This is a genomic window from Lichenibacterium dinghuense (genome assembly GCF_021730615.1).
Taxonomy (GTDB): domain Bacteria; phylum Pseudomonadota; class Alphaproteobacteria; order Rhizobiales; family Beijerinckiaceae; genus Lichenihabitans; species Lichenihabitans dinghuensis.
On the sequence record NZ_JAJLMN010000001.1, the window covers coordinates 2,723,387 to 2,740,951 of the forward strand.

Below are 17,565 nucleotides of genomic sequence, written 5' to 3' on the forward strand. Positions count from 1 at the left end.
CCGCGGGTTGGGCCAGTCTCGGCAGCCAAAGCTCGGCCGCTCCGCCGATGGGATCAGGACCCTTGCCAACGCCCACCGACGACCCGGCCGGTGACCGCGAACGGAAACGCCTGGAGGCGCTCCGCGCCTACGCGATTCTGGACACGGACCGCGAGCCCGAGTTCGACGACATCGTCGCTGTGGCGGCGCGGGCCTGCGACACGCCCATCGCCCACATCAACTTCCTCGACCGCCACCGCCAATGGTTCAAGGCCGAGATCGGGATCGGCCGCCGCGAACTGCCCGCGACGGCCCCGCTCTGCGCCGCGACGCTGGACGCGGACGAGATCTTCGTGGTCCCCGACACGGCGGCCCTGCCCGGAGGCGCCCTGCGCGATTTCGCCGGGCCGGCGCCGCGCTTCTACGCCGGCGTGCCGCTGAAAACCCCGGACGGCGTCGCCATCGGCACGCTCTGCGTCCTCGACCACCGCCCCCGGACGCTCGACGAGCAGCAGCTCTTCATCCTGAAGGCGCTCGGACGGTCCGTGATGGCGCAGCTCGACCTGCGCCGGGCCGTGGCGGAGCGCGACCGGGCGTTCGCGCGCGAGCGCCGCGCCGAGGCGGAGCGCCGCGCCGCCGCGCGGAGCCTGCGCGACAGCCGCGAGCGGTCCGACGCCGCCCTGGCGAGCGGGCTCGTCGGCTTCGTCGACTGGGACGCGGGCACCGGCCTCGTGCGCGGCGACGCGCGCTTCGCGGGCTTCCTCGGCCTGCCGCCCGAGGCCGCGGCGGCGGGCCTCGACCCCGGCGCGCTCCTGGCCCGGGTCCGCGCCGAGGACCGGGACCGGGTGGGGCGGGAGGTCGGGGCGGCCTTCGCCGAGGGGCGGGACTTCGTGACCGAGTTCCGCGTGGCGCCGGAGGGGGGCACCGCGCCGCGGTCCGCGCTGTGGCTGCTGCTCGGCGGCCGCTGCTACCGGGCTGAGGACGGCGCGCCGCGGCGCCTGGCCGGCATCGCCATCGACGTCACGGCGTCGCGCTCGGCCGAAGCCGAGCGGGACGCGGAGCGGCTGCGCTTCAAGGCCGTGCTCGACGCGGCGCCCGTCGGCATCCTGTTCGCCGAGGCGCCCTCGGGCCGCGTCGTCGGGCAGAACCCGCGCGCCGACGAGATCTTCGGCCACAAGCTGATCCCCACCGAGGCGGTGGAGCAGCACCGCGACTGGATCCTCCACAGGCCGGACCGGACCCGGCTGGAGCTCGACCGCTATCCCCTGGCGCGGGCCATCACGCGGGGCGAAACCTCGGCCGGCGAGGAATACCTGTACCGGCGCGGCGACGACACGCTGGCCTGGGTGCAGCTCACCGCGGCGCCGATCCGCGACGCCGCGGGCGGCATCGCGGGCGGCGTCGTCTGCATCGAGGACATCGGCGCGCGCAAGGACGCCGAGGCCGCGCTGCGGCGCATGAACGAGACGCTGGAGGCGGCCGTCGCGGCGCGAACCCACGAGCTCGACAGCATCTGGCGCCACGCGCGCGACATGCTCTGCGTGGCGCGCCTCGACGGCACCTTCGTGCGGCTCAACCCCGCCTGGGCCGAGACGCTCGGCCGAACGCCGGAGGACCTGCTCGACACGTCGTCCATCGCGCTGGTCCACCCCGACGACCTGTGGCGCACCACCAGCGCCCTGGCGCTCCTGGCCGAGGGGCTGACGGTGCCGGCCTTCGAGAACCGCTACCGGCACCGCGACGGCTCCTACCGCTGGTTCTCGTGGAGCGCGGTGCCGCACGACGGGCTGATCTACTGCATCGTGCGCGACGTGACCGACGAGAAGGACGCCGCCGCCGCCCTGGCCAAGGCCGAGGACGCGCTGCGCCAGTCGCAGAAGATGGAGGCGGTGGGCCAACTCACGGGCGGCATCGCGCACGACTTCAACAACCTGCTCACCGGCATCACGGGCGCGCTCGACCTGATGCAGCGGCGCATCGCGCAGGGGCGCACCGGCGACGTCGGCCGCTACGTCGAGATCGCGGTCCGCTCGGCCGACCGGGCCGCGGCGCTGACCCACCGCCTGCTGGCCTTCTCGCGCCGCCAGCCGCTCGACCCGCGCCCCACCGACATGGGCCGCCTCGTCGGCACGATGGAGGATCTCCTGCGCCGCACCACCGGCGAGGCGATCGGCTTCGAGGTGTCGCTGGCCGAAGGGCTGTGGCCCACGCTGTGCGACCCGCACCAGCTCGAGAACGCCCTGCTCAACCTCGTCATCAACGCGCGCGACGCCATGCCGGACGGCGGGCGCCTCGCGATCGAGACCGGCAACGTGACGGTGGGCGAGGCCGCGCCGGACGGCCCGGCGCCGGGCGACTACGCGGCCCTGACCGTGGCCGACACGGGCGGCGGGATGGCGCCCGAGGTGGCGGCGCGGGCCTTCGACCCCTTCTTCACCACGAAGCCGATGGGGCAGGGCACGGGGCTCGGCCTGTCGATGGTCTACGGCTTCGTGCGCCAGTCGGAAGGGCATGTCGCGATCGACACCGCCCCCGGCCGCGGCACGCGCGTGCGGATCCTGCTGCCGCGCTTCGCCGGCGCCGCGGCCGGCGAGGCGGCGCGCCCCGGCCCGGCCGCCTCGCTCCGCGCGCGGGCGGCCGAAACCGTGCTGGTGGTGGAGGACGAGCTGTCGGTGCGCGACCTCGTCGTCGAGGTCCTGGCCGACCTCGGCTACCGGGCCCTGCAGGCGCCCGACGGGCCGTCGGGCCTGAAGGTTCTGCAGGGGGGCGAGCGCGTCGACCTGCTGGTCACCGACGTGGGCCTGCCGGGCATGAACGGCCGGCAGCTGGCCGAGCAGGGGCGGCGGCTGCGGCCGGGGCTCCGCGTGCTGTTCATCACCGGCTACGCCGAGGACGCCACCTTCGGCGAGGGCCGCCTCGACCCCGGCCTGCAGATGCTCACCAAGCCCTTCACCATCGACGCGCTGGCGGGGCGGATCAGGGCGATGATCGAGGCGGGGTGAGCGAAAACCGGCCGTCGAGGAACGCTCCGTTTCCCCATGCGCGGGCTTGGCCTCACGCCGCCGGCCGCGCCGCCTCCTTGCGCTGCTCCGCCGCGAGCGGGAACAGCAGCGTGAAGGTCGTGCCGACGCCCACCTGGCTCGTCACCGTGGCGTCGCCGCCGATGCGCCGCATGAAGCCGAACACCTGGGCGAGCCCGAGCCCGGTGCCGCCCTCGGCCTTGGTGGTGAAGAAGGGCTCGAACACGCGCTTGAGGTCGCCCGGCGCGATGCCGGTGCCCGTGTCGGCGACGCTGAGCTCCACCCCGCGGGCGCCGGCCGAGCGGGTGACGATGGTCACCCGGCCGCCGCCCGGCATGGCCTGGCGGGCGTTGACCACGAGGTTCATCAGCGCGGCGTCGAACTGCGTCGCGTCCGCCTGGCAGAGCGGCAGGTCCTCGCCCTTGTCGTAGGAGAGCGCGATCCCGGCCCCGGCGGCGTGGCGCAGCATGCCGTCGAGCGCGTCGAGGAGCGCGTTGATCGAGACCGGGCGGGCCTGCAGCTCGCTGTTCTTCGAGAAGGCCAGGAGCTGGCCGATCAGCTTGTCGCCGCGCTCCAGGGCCTCCTCGGCGGCGCGCAGGACCGTCTCGTCGGGGCCGCGCCGGCGCACCAGCCGCAGCGTCGAGGTCATCACGGCGAGGAGGTTGCGGAAGTCGTGCGACACGCTGGCGGTCATCTGGCCGAGCGCTTCGAGCTTCTGCACCATCACGGCGCGGCTGCGGGCGCGGCGCCGCTCGTCGAGCCGCCGCACGGCGGTGACGGCCAGGGACCAGCCGAGCGCCGCGATGGCGACCGTCGCGGCGATCGAGGGCCAGGCGATGCGCCACCAGCGCGCCCGCAGGTCCGCGAGGTCGATGCCCACCGCCACCACGAGCGGGTAGGACCCGGCCCGGTGGAAGGCGATCAGCCGCTGATCCGAGACCGCGCCGGGCGAGCGGAAGTTGCCCAGCGTGGAGGCGAGGTCGAAGCTCGGCGCGGCGGCGAGCGGCAGGGGCGCGTCGGGCGCGGGCGCCTCGCTGGTCGAGGCCAGCAGGATCGAGCCGTTGTCCTGGTAGAGGTCGATCGAGCCGCGCCGGCCGAGGTCGAGGTTGCGGTAGAAGTCGGAGAAGTACTGCGGCTCGACGCTCGCCACCACCATGCCGTCGAGGTCGCCCGCGGGCGTCGACAGGCGCCGCATGACCGGGATGGCGCTGAGCCGCCCCGGGCTGGAGAACAGCGGCTGGCCGACCAGGAACTTGAGGTCGGGGTCGCGCCGGAACTGGTCGAGGTAGGGTTGCGCCGCCCCGTCGGCGACGATCCCGGTCAGGGCGCCGGAGGTCTGCGTGACCCGGCCCGCCGCGTCCACCACGGAGATCGCGCGGACGAAGTCGAGCTCGGCCACGCGCTGGGCGAGCAGCTTCTCGACCGCGGGGGCGTGGTCGGGCAGGGGCGGCACGGTGCTGAGCACCGGCTCCAGCCCCGCCAGGGTCAGGTCCACGGCCTGGAAGGTGCGGGTGGTCTGCTCGGCCAGCAGGAGGGCCAGGGTGGCGGACCGCGCCTGCGCGTCCTTGTAGAGGTTCGACCAGTAGCCCCAGAGCACGCCCGCCACGAGCAGCATCACGGCGAGCATGGCCGCGGCCGCGGCGCGATACACGAGGCGGCGGGAGCCGGCCCGGACGATGTCGAGGGCGGCGCTCGCGCGTTGCTTGAGCTCGTATCGCATGGCGTCAGCGCGCCCCGGGCCAGGACCGGCCACGACACCTTTCTACCGCGCCTGGCCGCACCGATCCACCTCGATCTCATCCCGGGGTCGTCGCGGCAGGGCCGGACCACCGCGGAATCCCACGGCCCGACCATGGCCGCCAAGCGTGGCCGATCCGGGGCGCCGTTCGGCCCGATGGCGGGGCGGCTCCGCGCGAGGATCCGGCCCGACACGGTCGCCGCCGCGAAGGTCTTCGAGGGCAGGTCCCACGCCCGATGCCACCGCGACGACCGCATCCCGGAAGGCCGCCTCGCCTTCGGCCGACACCTCGTGCGGCGAGCGGCGGGGCGCGGGAGGCACGGCAGCGAGACCACAGCACGGGGGAATTCGGGGGCGAAACGCTCCCGTGCACTGGACGCGCGGGTGCGACCCGTGGTGATCTCCCGCCGTCCCGGGAGCCGCGCATGCATCGTCGTCCACCCTCGCCCGCGCGGCCCGTCCTCGTGCTGGCGCTCGCATCGGCGCTGCTCGGCGGCTGCGCCGAGGTGCACCACGGCGTCGAGACGGTCGGCCGGATCGGCGGCGCGCCCGCGGGGGCTGCCGTCGCGGCCGACGACGAGGCGCCGCCCTCGCGCCCGGACATCAGGACGGTGCGGCCCCGCGGCGCCCCGCGGGCCCCCTCATCGGATGCGGCGTCGCGCGATCCCGAGCCGCGGCCCGCCGCCCTGGCCTCCGCCGTGCCCTCGCCGCACCAGATCTTCGACTTCCACCCCGCCGGCTCCCGTCCCGACAGCTGGCGCCAGCCCTTCGTCATCGACACGAACGACGGCCCCCTCGCCGCCGACGTGCGCCGCTCGTCGGCGGAGCTGAAGTCCTTCCTGGCGGACCAGAAGGCCGGCCGGGCCCGCAGCACCACCGGCACAGCCAAGGTCGACGATGGGCCGACGGGCACGACGCGGAAGCGCTGCAGCGAGATGGACGTCGCCACCGCCAAGCCGGGGTGCGGCGTGCCGCGGCCGGGGGGCGACGCGGCGGCGCGGTGACGCTCAGGCCACCGCCGCGCCGGCGCGGCCGATCTCGCCGACGTCCGGCAGGTCCCACACGCCCCAGCAGAGGTCGATCAGGCGCTTGACCCGGTCGGGCGGCAGGATGCCCTCGCAGAGGTCGGTGAACTTGCCCTCGAGCTGGGCGTCCGTCATCGGGTTCGCCTGGCTGCCGACCGCGTGCTCGATGAACTTGTGCAGCACGCGCCCGTCCTTCAGCGTCACCGTCATGTCGACCTGGTCGGCGCGGATCGCCGGGTCGACCTCGGCCGTCACCGCCTTGCGCACGGCGACCACCCGCGGGTCCGTCACGGCCTCGTCGGTGAAGGCCTTCTCGCCGCCGCGGCCCGTCACCAGCGCCACCGCCACCGCGTGGTAGATGGAGAACTTGCCCTCCAGCCCCGCCTTCGGATCGGTCTTGCCCATCAGGTTCAGCACGAGGGGATGGACCTTGAGGTCGACGGCCGCGATGTCCTCCGGCCTGATCGCGTCCGCGTCGCGGAGCTGGATCGCGGCGTCGATGGCCGGATGGCTGACGATCCCGGCCGCGAAGGGCTTGTAGGTGTTGAGCGCGACCTCGTAGCGGGTGCCCAGGCCCTCGGTGACCTCCGACCAGTCGTGGCGCGTGCTCATCGCCTGGCCCCAGCCGTCGAAGCCCTCGATCGCGACCTCGGAAGCCGTGTAGCCGGCTTGCGCCAGCAGCGCCGACACCATGCCGTTCTGCGCCGCGCGGCCGGGGTGGAAGCTCTTGGTGTCGGAGCCGAACTGCACCTTCAGCCCCACCGGCTGCGAGGCCGCGAGGCCGATCGCCCAGGCCATGTGCCCTTCGTCGAGCCCGAGCAAGCGGCCCGTCGCCGCCACGGCGCCGAACACGCCCGTGGTGCCGGTGATGTGCCAGCCCTTGGCGTAGTGCTCGGGATAGACGGCGTTGCCGAGCCGGAGCTCGATCTCGCAGCCGAGCACCAGGGCGTTCATGAAGTCCAAGCCCGCCACGGGCCGGTGTTGCGACCACGCCGTCAGCGCCGAGGCCACCGGGCCGGCGGGGTGGATGATGGTCTTCAGGTGCGTGTCGTCGAAGTCGAGCACGTGGGACGAGATGCCGTTGACGAGGGCCGCGTGCAGCACGTCCATCCGCTCGGTGCGGCCGAACAGGCTCGCCTGCGCGGGGCCGGAGAAGGGCATGAGCGCCTTCACGGCCCGGCCGGGGGCGCCCTCGCGCGAGCCGCCGACCGCGACGCCGACCCAGTTCAGCAGCGTGCGCGCCGCCTCGTGGCGCACGGGCGGCGGGATCTGCTCCACGGGAGCGGTGGCGGCGTAGCGGGCGAGGATGTGGGTGACGGGCTCGGCCGGCGGCCCCTTCGGCGCCGCGCCGGGCGGCGGCGCAGCGGGCGCCTTGGCGGAGGGCGAGCCGGCGTCAGGGACGGCCGGAGGGGCGGCCGGCTGCGCCAGGGCGGGGCCACCGGCGAGGGTGGCGGCGGTCGCGGCGGCGGAGCCGCGCAGAAGGGTGCGGCGTTGGATCGGCGCCATGGTGTCGTCCTCCCTCGGGAGCCGGGCATCGCGGCCCGGATCTGCATGCAATGTTGGCCGGCCAGGGTGGGACGTCAACGGGGCGGCCGGCCGATCGCCGTGGGGGGCTTCACCGCTCCCCGAGCGCCCGCACGGCCAGCACGGCCGCGGAGGCGCGGTTCTCCACCCCGAGCTTGGCGAAGACCGTCTCCAGGTGCTTGTTCACCGTGCGGGGCGCGAGCTCCAGGATGGCGGCGATGTCGCGGTTGCTCTTGCCGCGGGCGAGCCACAGCAGCACCTCGGCCTCGCGCGCCGTGAGGGCGAAGCGCTCCTTCAGCACCTCCTCGTCGCCGCGCGGGTCGTGGGGCGACAGGCGGAACAGGAGCTCGCCCGCCCCCACGGCGCCCACGAAGGCGAAGCTCAGCGAGGCGCGGCCGCCGTCCCCCGGCGCCAGCACGGGTCCGGGCGCGTCGCGGGCGGCCAGCAGCCGCGCCGCGAGGCCGTCCGGCAGGGCGGCGTCCCCGTCGGGCGATGCCGCGCGCAGCAGCGCCGCCGCCTGCGGCGTCGACCACAGCACGGCGCCCGAGCCGTCGAGCGCCACCAGCGAGGAGCCCGAGGTGTCGAGCGCGGCGCGCGCGCTCTGCGCCGCGCGGGCGTTGCCGAGGTGGACGCGGATGCGCGCCAGGAGCTCGTCGAGGCGGATGGGCTTCGTGACGTAGTCGACCCCGCCGGCGCCGAGGCCCGCCACCACGTGCTCGGTGTCCGACAGCGCCGTCATGAAGATCACCGGCACGTGGGCGGCCGGGCCGGCCTTGAGGCGGCGGCAGCACTCGAACCCGTCCATGCCCGGCATCATGGCGTCGAGCAGGATGAGGTCCGGCACGACGCGCCCGACGAGGGCCAGCGCCTGCGCGCCGCCCGTCGCCACCAGCGCGGTGAGGCCGGCGCGCTCCAGCGCCTCGGTGAGGAAGCCCAGCGTGTCGGGCGTGTCGTCGACCACCAGCACGGTGTCGCGGACGGGGGGCGGCGCCGCCGGCCCGCTCACGGCGCCACGCCCTCGCGCGCGCCCTCGGCTCCCGGAGGCGCTCCGGCGGCCTCGGCCTCGTCCAGCAGGCGCGCGACGCCGTCGAGGTCGAAGCGGGCGAGGCGCTCGCGCAGCAGCGCGGCCAGCGGGGCGTCGCCGGCCTCGGCGAGCTTGGCTTCGAGGCCGCGCACGTAGCCGATGGCGCAGAGCCGCCGCAACTCGGCGAGGTCGGCCGCGGCCAGCGCCGCCGGGGGCCGGGCCGGGGCCGCCGCGGCGTCGGGCGCGGGCGCGCCCTCGATCCAGTCGAGCGCCAGCAGGGCGCCCAGGAGGTCGATGAGGCGCGACAGGTCGAAGGGCTTCGGCAGCACGGCGTCGTGGTCGTCCGCCACGCCTGCGGGGGCGCCCTCGGCGAGATTGGCCGACATCATCAGGATCGGCGCCTCGACGCCCCGCGCGCGCAGGGTCCGGGCCAGCGTCCAGCCGTCCAGGCCGGGCATGGACACGTCGAGTGCGAACAGGTCGGGCGCGACGTCGGCGACGAGCGACAGGCAGGTCGGCCCGTCGCGCGCGCTGAGCACCGCGAAGCCGAGCGGCTCCAGGATGGCGCGCATCAGCACCGGCTGCTCGGGGTCGTCGTCCACCACCATCAGGGTGCGCCGCCGCCCGCGGTAGCCCGCCACGGCCCGCGGCACCGCGACGGCGGGCGCGGACGCTGCCGACAGCATCAGCCGCACGCGGAACAGCGCGCCGCCCTCCGCCGGCTCCAGCACGGCGATGTCGCCGCCCATCAGCTCGGCGAGCAGCTTCGTGATGGTGAGCCCGAGCCCGAGGCCCGGCGCGGCGTCGGCCCGCGCCTGCGGCCCCCGGTCGAAGGGCTCGAAGATGCGGGCGCGGTCCTCCGGCGCGATGCCGGGGCCGCTGTCGGCGACCTCCAGCGTCGCGACCTGGTTGCGGTAGGACACGCCCAGCGACACGTGGCCGCTCGGGGTGAACTTGATGGCGTTGGACAGGAGGTTGATGAGCACCTGCCGCAGGCGCTTCTCGTCGGTCCGCACGGCCGCCGGCAGCGCGTCGAGGCCGGACACGCGGAACTCCAGCCCCTTGGCCGAGGCCTGCAGCCGGACCATGTCGACGAGGCCGGCGAAGAACTCCGCCGTGCGCACGCGGTCCGAGCGGATCTGCAGCCGCCCGGCCTCGATCTTGGACACGTCGAGCAGCCCGTCGATGAGGCCGGACAGGTGCTCGGCCGAGCGGCGGATGACGCGCAGCCCGTTGCGCCGCGCGGGGGGCAGGTCGCCGTCGCGCTCCATCAGCTGCGCGTAGCCCAGCACCGCGTTGAGCGGCGTGCGCAGCTCGTGGCTGAGGCCCACCACGTAGCGGCTCTTGGCGGAGTTGGCGGCCTCGGCCACGTCGCGCGCGCGCTGCAGCTCGGCGTCGGTGCGGCGGTGGGCCGCGATCTCGTCGAGAAGCAGCGCGGTCTGGCGGGCGGATTCGTCCTGCGCGGCGCGCCGGCTCTCGCCCGCGAGCGTGAAGAACCAGGCCAGCACGCCCGACACGATCGACAGGATGGCGAAGGCTGCCCAGAGCGTGCGGTCGACCACCGGGCGGATCTCCGGCCCCGTGGCGGCGGCGCCGAAGTCGATCAGCAGCAGCACCGCGCTGACGACCAGCACGAAGCACAGGAAGGTGCCGCCGAACTGCACGGCGGAGCGGGTGACGCGGGACCCCCAGCGCCGCGGCAGCAGCGCGCGCAGCGCCGCCATGGCCTGCACGGGCGCCGTGGCGCCGGGCCGGCACAGGTCGCCGCAGCGCGCGTCGAGCGAGCAGCACAGCGAGCAGATCGGCCCCGCGTAGGCCGGGCAGTGCGCCATGTCCTCCGGCTCGAACGGGTGGGCGCAGATCGAGCAGGCGACGGAGGCGCCGCCCGACGGTGCGGCCCGCGCCCGGCGGGCCGGCATGCGGTGGCGGCGGGCCAGCAGCGCGATGAGGGGCGCCGCGGCGAGCGCCGTGCCGAGCGCCACGAAGGGGGCCAGCGCGGCCGGAGCTTCCCCGAAGGCGCCCGCGGCGGCGAGCAGCGCCACCAGCGTCGCGATCCCCATGGCGCCGCAGCCGACGGGGTCGATGTCGGGCAGGTGGGCGCGCATGAAGGCGATGCCGGGGGGCGACAGGCCGAGCGGCTTGTTGACCGCGAGGTCGGCCACCACCGCGCCGAGCCAGGCCACCGCCACCACGGCGAAGAGGCTGAGCACGCGCTCCAGCGCCGCGTAGATGCCGAGCTCCATCAGCAGGAGCGCGATGGCGACGTTGAACACCAGCCACACCACGCGGCCGGGGTGCGAGTGGGTGAGGCGGGAGAAGAAGTTCGACCAGGCGAGCGAGCCCGCATAGGCGTTCATGACGTTGATCTTGAGCTGGGACACCACCACGAAGCCGGCGGTGAGCCAGGCCACCGCGGCCGGCGCGTCGAGCACGCGGCCGAAGGCGACGCGGTACATCTCGGCCGGATCGGCGGCGTGGTCGGGGGCGACGCCGGCGCGCAGCGCCATGACGGCGAGCAGCGAGCCGAACAGCAGCTTGGGGGCGCCGAACACGATCCAGCCCGGCCCCGCGGCCAGCAGCGACCACCACCAGGCCCGCGCGGCCCGCCCCGGCGCCGGGCGGGCGGGGAGGAAGCGCAGCACGTCCACCTGCTCGCCGATCTGCGGCATCAGGGCCAGGATCACGGAGGCGGCGCCGCCGAACCCTCGGAGGTCGAAGCCGCCGGCGGCCGGCATCGCGAGGCCGCCGAACCGCGTCCAGTCGAGCACGGCCGCGCGGTCGTGCCACGCGATGAAGGCGACGGGCAGGAGGTTCAGCCCGATCCACAGCGGCTGGGTGAGGAGCTGGAAGCGGCTGATCCAGCTGATGCCGTGCGTGACCAGCGGGATCACGGCCAGCGCGCTGACGAGGTAGCCGGCGGGCAAGGGCACGCCGAAGAACAGCTTCAGCGCCGTCGCCATGATCGACCCCTCGATGGCGAAGAGCATGAAGGTGAAGGTGGCGTAGACCAGCGAGGTCACGGTCGAGCCGATGTAGCCGAAGCCCGCGCCGCGCGTCAGCAGGTCGACGTCCACCCCGTAGCGCGCCGCGTAGAACGAGATCGGCAGGCCGGTGAGGAACAGCACGGCGCCGACGACCAGCGTCGCGGCCAGCACGTTGGAGAAGCCGTAGGTGAGGGTGACGCTGCCTCCGATCGCCTCCAGCGCCAGGAACGAGATGGCGCCGAGCGCCGTCTGCCCGACGCGCGACGACGACCAGCGCCGCGCACCCTTGGCGGTGAAGCGCAGCGCGAAGTCCTCCAGCGTCTCGTCGGCGACCCATCGGTTGTAGTCGCGCCTGACGGGCAGGATGCGTTGGCGTCCGGTCATCTCTCCCCCGTGCGGGCCCATGCAGGTTATGGGCCGGGGAGGGGCGGAGTTGGCAAGGGGGGAGGACAGGGGCGGCTCGTGGCGCAGACGCACGAGCCCACAGTTGGCATAAACATGACCGCCCCACCCCCCGAGCGCTCTACCCCACGATGCCCCTCCCCCCACCCGCCTCCCGCATCTCCCTCGCGACCCGCCTGGAGCTCAACGCCATCGCGGACGAGATCGCGGCCGACGGCGACACCTTTCCGGACCCGCTCGCGCGCCGCCTGATCGCCCTGCTGCCCCTCACCCCGCGGCCGAGCGCCGTCCAGCTCGGGGCGTCGTGGTCGGCGCCGGGCGGCGTCGCGCAGGGGCTGACCGACACGGGCCACACCGCCGCGGCGGACGCGGGCGGCGGGGAGCGCGGCTTCACGCTGGGGTCGGACGGGACGTTCCGCGTCGGGCAGTGGAAGCTCGGCCACCGGCCCGGCATCGTCGAGATCGGGCGGGTGATGGAGGGGCGGGCCGAGCCGCGCCAGTGCCGGCTGCGCTACGACAGGGCCACGGGCGCGCCTGTCGACATGCAGTGGCGGCGCTGGGTGCGGCTCGGCCTCGGCCGCGTGTCGGTCAGCCTGGTGGCGGGCTGGCGACACTGGAAGCGCCCGGTCCCGTGACGGCGAGCCCGGAGCGCGACGCCTCGCGCCGCCGCCGCCTCTCCTGTATGAAGCGCGGCGGGCGGGGGATGGCCGGGTGATACGGATCACGGAGCGCATCGCGCTCGACGAGGACGAACTGCACGAGGACTTCATCCGCTCCTCCGGCGCGGGCGGGCAGAACGTCAACAAGGTCGAGACGGCGGTTCAGCTCCGCTTCGACGTGGCTCACTCGCCGAACCTGCCCGAAGGCGTGCGCGCCCGGCTGATGCGGCTCGCCGGCCGGCGCCTCACCAAGGAGGGCGTGCTGGTGCTCACCGCCCAGCGCTTCCGCACCCAGGAGCGCAACCGCGCCGACGCGCTCGAGCGCCTGTGCGAGATGGTGCGCGAGGCCGCCGTCCCGCCCCCGCCGCCGCGCCGCCCGACCCGCCCGACGCTGGGCTCGAAGAAGCGGCGGCTCGAGGGCAAGCGCATCCGCGGCGACGTCAAGGCGATGCGGGGGCGCGTCGAGGGGGAGTGAGCGCCGCGCCCGGCCTCACAGCATCCACCAGATCGAGGCGAAGGTGGCGGCCGTCACCACCGCGGCCCAGCACACGAAGAGCCGGATGATGAGCCGCACCTGGCGCTCGGCCTTGAGGCGGGCCGCTTCCTCGGCCTTGGCGCGCCGGCCGTGCTGCGCGAGCCAGGTCTCGTACCAGTCGACGTAGGGGCCGGTCGGCAGGGGCGTCGCCTCGCCGCGCTCGATGTCCATCCGCGCCATGCCCATCCACTCTGCCCGGAGCCGCCGCCCCCTGCGGTCTGCGGGAATGCGACACTCAACGCCAGCCCGGCGCGGGGCGCCAGTGCCGCGGCGTCGCAGCCCGGCCCCGTCGCGGTGCGACCGTCACCGCGCCATCACGGCCACCAGCCCCGACACGGTGGCGACGCTCAGCACGGTGGAGAACAGGATGGCGCGCGACGTCGCCGCGGCCTCGCGCCCGTACAGCTTCGCCAGCATGAACGGGCCGGTGCCGGTCGGCAGGGCGGCCAGCAGCAGCGCCGCGTCGAACCAGGGCTTCGGCATCGGCGCGAGCCAGGCGAAGCCCAGCGTCACCAGCGGCTGCACCACGAGCTTCAGGGCGACGAGGCGGCCGACCTCGCGCGGGTCGGCCCGCTCGCGCTGCTGCTGCAGGAACAGCCCGATGGTGACCAGCGCGCAGGGGCCGGCCGCGGCGCCGAGCAGGGTGAGGAAGCGGTCGGCGGGCCCGGGCAGCGGCAGCCCCGTCGCGGCCCAGAGCCCGCCGAGGATCGGCGACACCACGAGCGGGTTGCGCGCCAGCGAGCGGCCCACCTTGAGGAGCGTGCGGCCGAGGCTCGGCGAGGACGCGAGGTCGAACTCGATCAGCACGATGGCGAAGCCGAACAGGACCGAGCCGGTCAGCAGCGTCGAGATCACCAGGGCCGGCAGCAGGCCCTGCCCGAACAGCCCGAGGCCCAGCGGGATGCCGAGGAACCCCGTGTTGGCGTAGGCGGCGTCGAGCCCCTCGATGGCGCGGTCGGCCAGGCGCTTGCCCGGGCGCCGGTCGAGCAGCATCGACAGGAGGAAGGTGACCGCGATGCCGGCCCCGCAGGCGAGCAGGAAGCCGGGGTGGTCGACATCGGCGAAGCTCATGCGCGCGGTCGCGACGAGCAGCAGCGCCGGCAGCGCCAGCCACACCACGAACAGGTTCAGCGCGTCGGTGACGGAGGGGCCGAGCAGCCCGCGCGCCCCCGCGAGGGCGCCGACGCCGATCAGCGCGAAGACGGGCAGCACGGCGTCGATCACGGCGTTCATGGGCAGAGGGGCATCCTGCGGCGGGCTCCGGCACGGTCGCGCGTGGAAGGCCGCTCCGTAACCCGGCCCCGCCGGGCGAACCACCCGCGCCGGCGCGGGGTTGACCCGGCGAATCCGCGGGGCGACGACGAGGCTCATGACCGACCTGGAGACACGCCCCGGCGCGGCATCCGCGCCCGGCGGCCCGCGCGACGTCCTCGTTGTGCGCCTGAAGGCCGGCGCCCTGCCGCTCGGCGAGGCGCTGGAGGGGCGCGACCTGTCCGGCCTGCAGGGCGGGCGCGACGCCGTGGCGCCGGCGGACGGGCAGACCCCGGCCTGGTGGGACGCCGACAGCCGGGGGCTCGCGCTCGCGGGCGTCGACCTGTCGGGCGGGCGGCTCGCGGGCGCGCAGCTCCGGGGGGCGAACCTGCGCGGCGCCGACATGACGGACGTCGTGGGCCGCTCGGCCGACCTCGCCGAGGCCGTGCTGGAGCAGGTGCGCTTCAACGGCGCCGACATGGGCGGCACCTCCTTCGCGGGGGCCAGCGCGGGCGAGGCGGACTTCACCGACGCCATGCTGGAGGACGCGCGCTTCGCCGGCGCGCACCTGCGCTACGCGACGCTCGCGGGCGCGCTGCTCGACAGCGCCGACTTCGCCGGCGCCGACCTGTGGGGCGTGCGCGCCACGAAGGCCGAGGCCGACGACGCGAGCTTCAAGGGCGCCCGCTGCGACGAGGCCGACTTCTCCGGCGCCGACCTCACCGGCGTCGACCTCAGCGAGGCCAGCCTCAAGAAGGCGAAGTTCGGCGGCGCCAAGATGCGCGGCGCCAAGCTCGACGGCGCGGCGGTGGACGGCGCGCATTTCGACGGCGCCGACCTCAGCAACGCCAGCCTGCCGCGGCTGAACCTGCAGACCTGCTCGCTCAAGCACGCGCGCCTGGCCGGCGCCTGGCTCGACAACACGCGCCTGCGCCCCGAACAGCTCGGCGGCGCGGTGGGCGAGGAGGTGGCCAAGGAGTACCACGCGGCGCGCGACGCCTACGTGGTGCTGGAGCAGAACTTCCGCTCCCTCGGCAACGGCGACGGCGCGTCCTGGGCGTTCCGCAAGGGGCGGCTGATGGGCAAGCTGCACGAGCGCGAGACGGCGCTGCACGGGTGGCGCCGGCGGGACTGGCGCAAGGCGGCGCGGCACGGGGCCAACTGGCTGTCGGACGGCTTCGTGGAGTGGCTCTGCGACTACGGCGAGAGCCTGTGGCGGGTGATGCGCGCCTTCGGCACGCTGATCGTGCTCTTCGCGGTCTTCTACGGCCTCACCGAATCGCTCGACCGCGTCACGCAGGGGCCGGCGGGCGAGCTCCGGCACGTGACCGAGAACCCCTTCGACCTCCTGGTCTATTCCTTCCTCAACATGCTCTCGACCTCGGCGCCCGACATCGGGCTGAAGCCCACGAGCCCGATCATCTATCTCGTGACGTCCATGCAGGGCGCGGTGGGCATCGTGCTGATCGGGCTGTTCGGCTACGTGCTCGGAAACCGGATGCACCGGTGACGGCGCGGCGGCCTCCACGCCATGGCCGCCCTCACGGCCCGTGCCCGTGCAGCGGCCAGAACCACGCGATCAGCGGCACGCCGGCCGCCACCACCATGATCGACAGGGGCAGGCCGAGCCGGGCGTAGTCGCCGAAGCGGTACCCGCCCGGCCCCAGCACCAGCGTGTTGCACTGGTGGCCGACGGGGGTGAGGAAGTCGCAGCCCGCGCCGAGCGCCACCGCCATCAGGAAGGGGTCGGGGTTGAGGCCGAGCTTCACCGCGAGGCTGCCGGCGATCGGACCCATCACCAGCGTGGTCGGCGCGTTGTGGAAGAAGGGCGTCACCGCCATGGCGATCACCATCACCACGGCCAGCGTGGTGGTGGGGCCGAGCCCTTCCACGGCGTGGCCGAGGCTGCGGGCGATCAGGTCGGTGCCGCCGGTGTCGCGCACGGCGTGGCTGAGCGGCAGCAGGGCGCCGAGCAGGAACACGATGTGCCATTCCACGGTCTTGTAGGCCTCGTGCATGGTCATGGTGCGCAGCAGCAGCAGCACCACGGCCGCGCCGAAGAACGCCACCGCGACGCCCACCAGCTTGAGGGCCACCAGCGTCATCGCGGCGGCCAGCACGAGGAGCGGGGTCCAGCCGCGGTGGCTGATCCCGAGCGTGATGGAGCGCTCGGCCAGCGGCAGCACGTGCAGTTCGCCGAGCGTTTCGGGCAGCGAGGGCGAGGCCGAGCGCAGCACCACCACGTCGCCCTGGCGGAAGCGCACCGTCGACAGCCGCTGCAGGATGGCGGTGCCGCGTCGGCTCAGCGCCACGAGGCCGACCCCGTGGCGCGCCTGCAGCGCCATCTGGCTCGGCGTGTGCCCGATCAGCGGCGAATTCTCGGTGACCACGCCCTCGACCACGGTGGCGTGGCCCTCGGCGTCGTGGGCGGTCCCGCCGGCGAGGTCGAGCCGCGCCCGGGCCACGATGCCGTCGAGGCTCTCGGGCTCGCCGCGCAGCAGCAGCACGTCGCCGGCCTGGAGCCGCGATGCGGGGGTGGGGGCGTAGCGGCGGAAGCGCTCGCGCACGATGCCGGCCACCGAAACGTCGCCCTGCTGCAGGGCCTCGAACTCGGCCACGGTGAAGCCGACCGCGGGCGAATGGGGGCCCAGCACGGCTTCCGCGGTGTAGCTGTCGATCGTGAAGGCGGCGTCCATGGAGGACGCGGCGCGGCGCACGGGCAGCAGCCGCCAGCCCACCGTCAGGAACGCGATCGTCAGCGCGGCGATGGACAGGCCCACCGGGGTGAAGTCGAACATCGTGAAGGGCTTGCCGAACATGTCGGCCCGGACCTTGGCGATGATGATGTTGGGCGAGGTACCGACCAGCGTGACGAGGCCGCCGGTGAGCGAGGCCGCCGCCATGGGCATCAGCAGCGCGGAGGGCGGGGTCCCGTGGCGCCGCGCCAGCTGCAGCGCGATCGGCATGAAGATGGCGAGCGCGCCGACGTTCTTGGTCACCATGGACAGGAGGAGCACGCAGGCCGAGAGCGCGGGCGCCTGCACGGCGGCCGTGCGCAGCTTCGGCAGGATCGGCCGCATCAGGACCTCGATCGTGCCCGAGCGCGCGATGCAGGCGCTGACCACCAGCGCCGCCGCGATGATCACGATGATCTCGTCCGAGAAGCCCTCGAAGGCGTGCTTCTCCGGCACGATGCCGAGCGCGATGCCGACCAGGAGCGCCGACATGGCCACGAGGTCGTAGGGCAGGCGCCCCCACACGAACAGGCCGATGGTGACGGCGATGAGGCCGAAGGCCAACCCTTGGTCGAGTGTCATCCGGGCTCCGCGGCCGGGCTCGGACATCCCGCGGCGAGCCGGATGCCGGGCGCGGGGAGCCGATCCGGTCCGGCGCCGTTATAGGCGAGGGCCGGGCTTTCCTCCAG

The 17,565-nt window shown here is 74.8% G+C and carries 12 protein-coding genes; 5 read left to right on the forward strand and 7 right to left on the reverse strand.

What is annotated here, in order from left to right:
* Positions 1-62 precede the first annotated feature (62 nt).
* A complete protein-coding gene (locus L7N97_RS13075) occupies positions 63-2,981 on the forward strand; it encodes a PAS domain S-box protein (protein ID WP_237478749.1) in 2,919 nt (972 codons plus the stop codon).
* Between the two features lie 52 nt (positions 2,982-3,033).
* On the opposite strand, the gene L7N97_RS13080 is transcribed toward L7N97_RS13075, so the two are convergent.
* The gene (locus tag L7N97_RS13080; RefSeq protein ID WP_237478750.1) at positions 3,034-4,719 is read right to left on the reverse strand and encodes a hybrid sensor histidine kinase/response regulator; all 1,686 of its coding nucleotides are present in this window, start codon (positions 4,717-4,719) and stop codon (positions 3,034-3,036) included.
* A gap of 443 nt (positions 4,720-5,162) precedes the next feature.
* Here L7N97_RS13080 and L7N97_RS13085 point away from each other — a divergent pair, with 443 nt between their 5' ends.
* On the forward strand, positions 5,163-5,741 hold the full coding sequence (locus L7N97_RS13085; protein ID WP_237478752.1) for a hypothetical protein: 579 nt from the start codon (positions 5,163-5,165) through the stop codon (positions 5,739-5,741).
* Between the two features lie 3 nt (positions 5,742-5,744).
* Here the strand turns inward: L7N97_RS13085 and L7N97_RS13090 are convergent, their stop codons facing one another.
* The 3 genes from L7N97_RS13090 to L7N97_RS13100 form a co-directional block, all read right to left on the reverse strand.
* Positions 5,745-7,268 (reverse strand): MmgE/PrpD family protein, encoded by a 1,524-nt coding sequence (locus L7N97_RS13090; RefSeq protein WP_237478753.1) that lies wholly within the window; start codon positions 7,266-7,268, stop codon positions 5,745-5,747.
* Positions 7,269-7,377: 109 nt separating this feature from the next.
* On the reverse strand, positions 7,378-8,292 hold the full coding sequence (locus L7N97_RS13095) for a response regulator transcription factor (protein WP_237478754.1): 915 nt from the start codon (positions 8,290-8,292) through the stop codon (positions 7,378-7,380).
* Positions 8,289-11,678, reverse strand: coding sequence for a hybrid sensor histidine kinase/response regulator (locus L7N97_RS13100; protein WP_237478755.1), 3,390 nt, complete (start codon positions 11,676-11,678; stop codon positions 8,289-8,291). Before L7N97_RS13100 ends, L7N97_RS13095 begins: the two co-directional genes overlap by 4 nt.
* Positions 11,679-11,827: 149 nt before the next feature.
* Here L7N97_RS13100 and L7N97_RS13105 point away from each other — a divergent pair, with 149 nt between their 5' ends.
* Positions 11,828-12,331, forward strand: coding sequence for a hypothetical protein (locus tag L7N97_RS13105; protein WP_237478757.1), 504 nt, complete (start codon positions 11,828-11,830; stop codon positions 12,329-12,331).
* Between the two features lie 76 nt (positions 12,332-12,407).
* Entirely contained in the window at positions 12,408-12,830 is a 423-nt protein-coding gene (arfB, locus tag L7N97_RS13110; protein WP_237478758.1) for an alternative ribosome rescue aminoacyl-tRNA hydrolase ArfB, read from the forward strand.
* A 15-nt stretch (positions 12,831-12,845) separates the two neighbouring features.
* Here the strand turns inward: arfB and L7N97_RS13115 are convergent, their stop codons facing one another.
* Both L7N97_RS13115 and L7N97_RS13120 read right to left on the reverse strand, forming a co-directional pair.
* Positions 12,846-13,070 (reverse strand): hypothetical protein, encoded by a 225-nt coding sequence (locus tag L7N97_RS13115; RefSeq protein ID WP_237478760.1) that lies wholly within the window; start codon positions 13,068-13,070, stop codon positions 12,846-12,848.
* A gap of 123 nt (positions 13,071-13,193) precedes the next feature.
* Entirely contained in the window at positions 13,194-14,123 is a 930-nt protein-coding gene (locus tag L7N97_RS13120) for an AEC family transporter (RefSeq protein ID WP_237478761.1), read from the reverse strand.
* 136 nt (positions 14,124-14,259) lie between these two features.
* Here L7N97_RS13120 and L7N97_RS13125 point away from each other — a divergent pair, with 136 nt between their 5' ends.
* Complete coding sequence (locus tag L7N97_RS13125; RefSeq protein WP_237478762.1) at positions 14,260-15,651, forward strand: pentapeptide repeat-containing protein; 1,392 nt, start codon at positions 14,260-14,262, stop codon at positions 15,649-15,651.
* A gap of 31 nt (positions 15,652-15,682) precedes the next feature.
* Here the strand turns inward: L7N97_RS13125 and L7N97_RS13130 are convergent, their stop codons facing one another.
* Positions 15,683-17,458 (reverse strand): SLC13 family permease, encoded by a 1,776-nt coding sequence (locus tag L7N97_RS13130; protein ID WP_237478763.1) that lies wholly within the window; start codon positions 17,456-17,458, stop codon positions 15,683-15,685.
* Between the last annotated feature and the right edge of the window lie 107 nt (positions 17,459-17,565).

What these genes read in the sequence shown, in the direction of transcription:
- L7N97_RS13090 (WP_237478753.1), bottom strand. Translation starts at nt 7,268, where the DNA reads ATGGCGCCGATCCAACGCCGCACCCTTCTGCGCGGCTCCGCCGCCGCG.
- L7N97_RS13080 (WP_237478750.1), bottom strand. Translation starts at nt 4,719, where the DNA reads ATGCGATACGAGCTCAAGCAACGCGCGAGCGCCGCCCTCGACATCGTC.
- L7N97_RS13125 (WP_237478762.1), top strand. Translation starts at nt 14,260, where the DNA reads ATGACCGACCTGGAGACACGCCCCGGCGCGGCATCCGCGCCCGGCGGC.
- L7N97_RS13115 (WP_237478760.1), bottom strand. Translation starts at nt 13,070, where the DNA reads ATGGCGCGGATGGACATCGAGCGCGGCGAGGCGACGCCCCTGCCGACC.
- L7N97_RS13085 (WP_237478752.1), top strand. Translation starts at nt 5,163, where the DNA reads ATGCATCGTCGTCCACCCTCGCCCGCGCGGCCCGTCCTCGTGCTGGCG.
- L7N97_RS13105 (WP_237478757.1), top strand. Translation starts at nt 11,828, where the DNA reads ATGCCCCTCCCCCCACCCGCCTCCCGCATCTCCCTCGCGACCCGCCTG.
- L7N97_RS13100 (WP_237478755.1), bottom strand. Translation starts at nt 11,678, where the DNA reads ATGACCGGACGCCAACGCATCCTGCCCGTCAGGCGCGACTACAACCGA.
- L7N97_RS13120 (WP_237478761.1), bottom strand. Translation starts at nt 14,123, where the DNA reads ATGAACGCCGTGATCGACGCCGTGCTGCCCGTCTTCGCGCTGATCGGC.
- L7N97_RS13130 (WP_237478763.1), bottom strand. Translation starts at nt 17,458, where the DNA reads ATGACACTCGACCAAGGGTTGGCCTTCGGCCTCATCGCCGTCACCATC.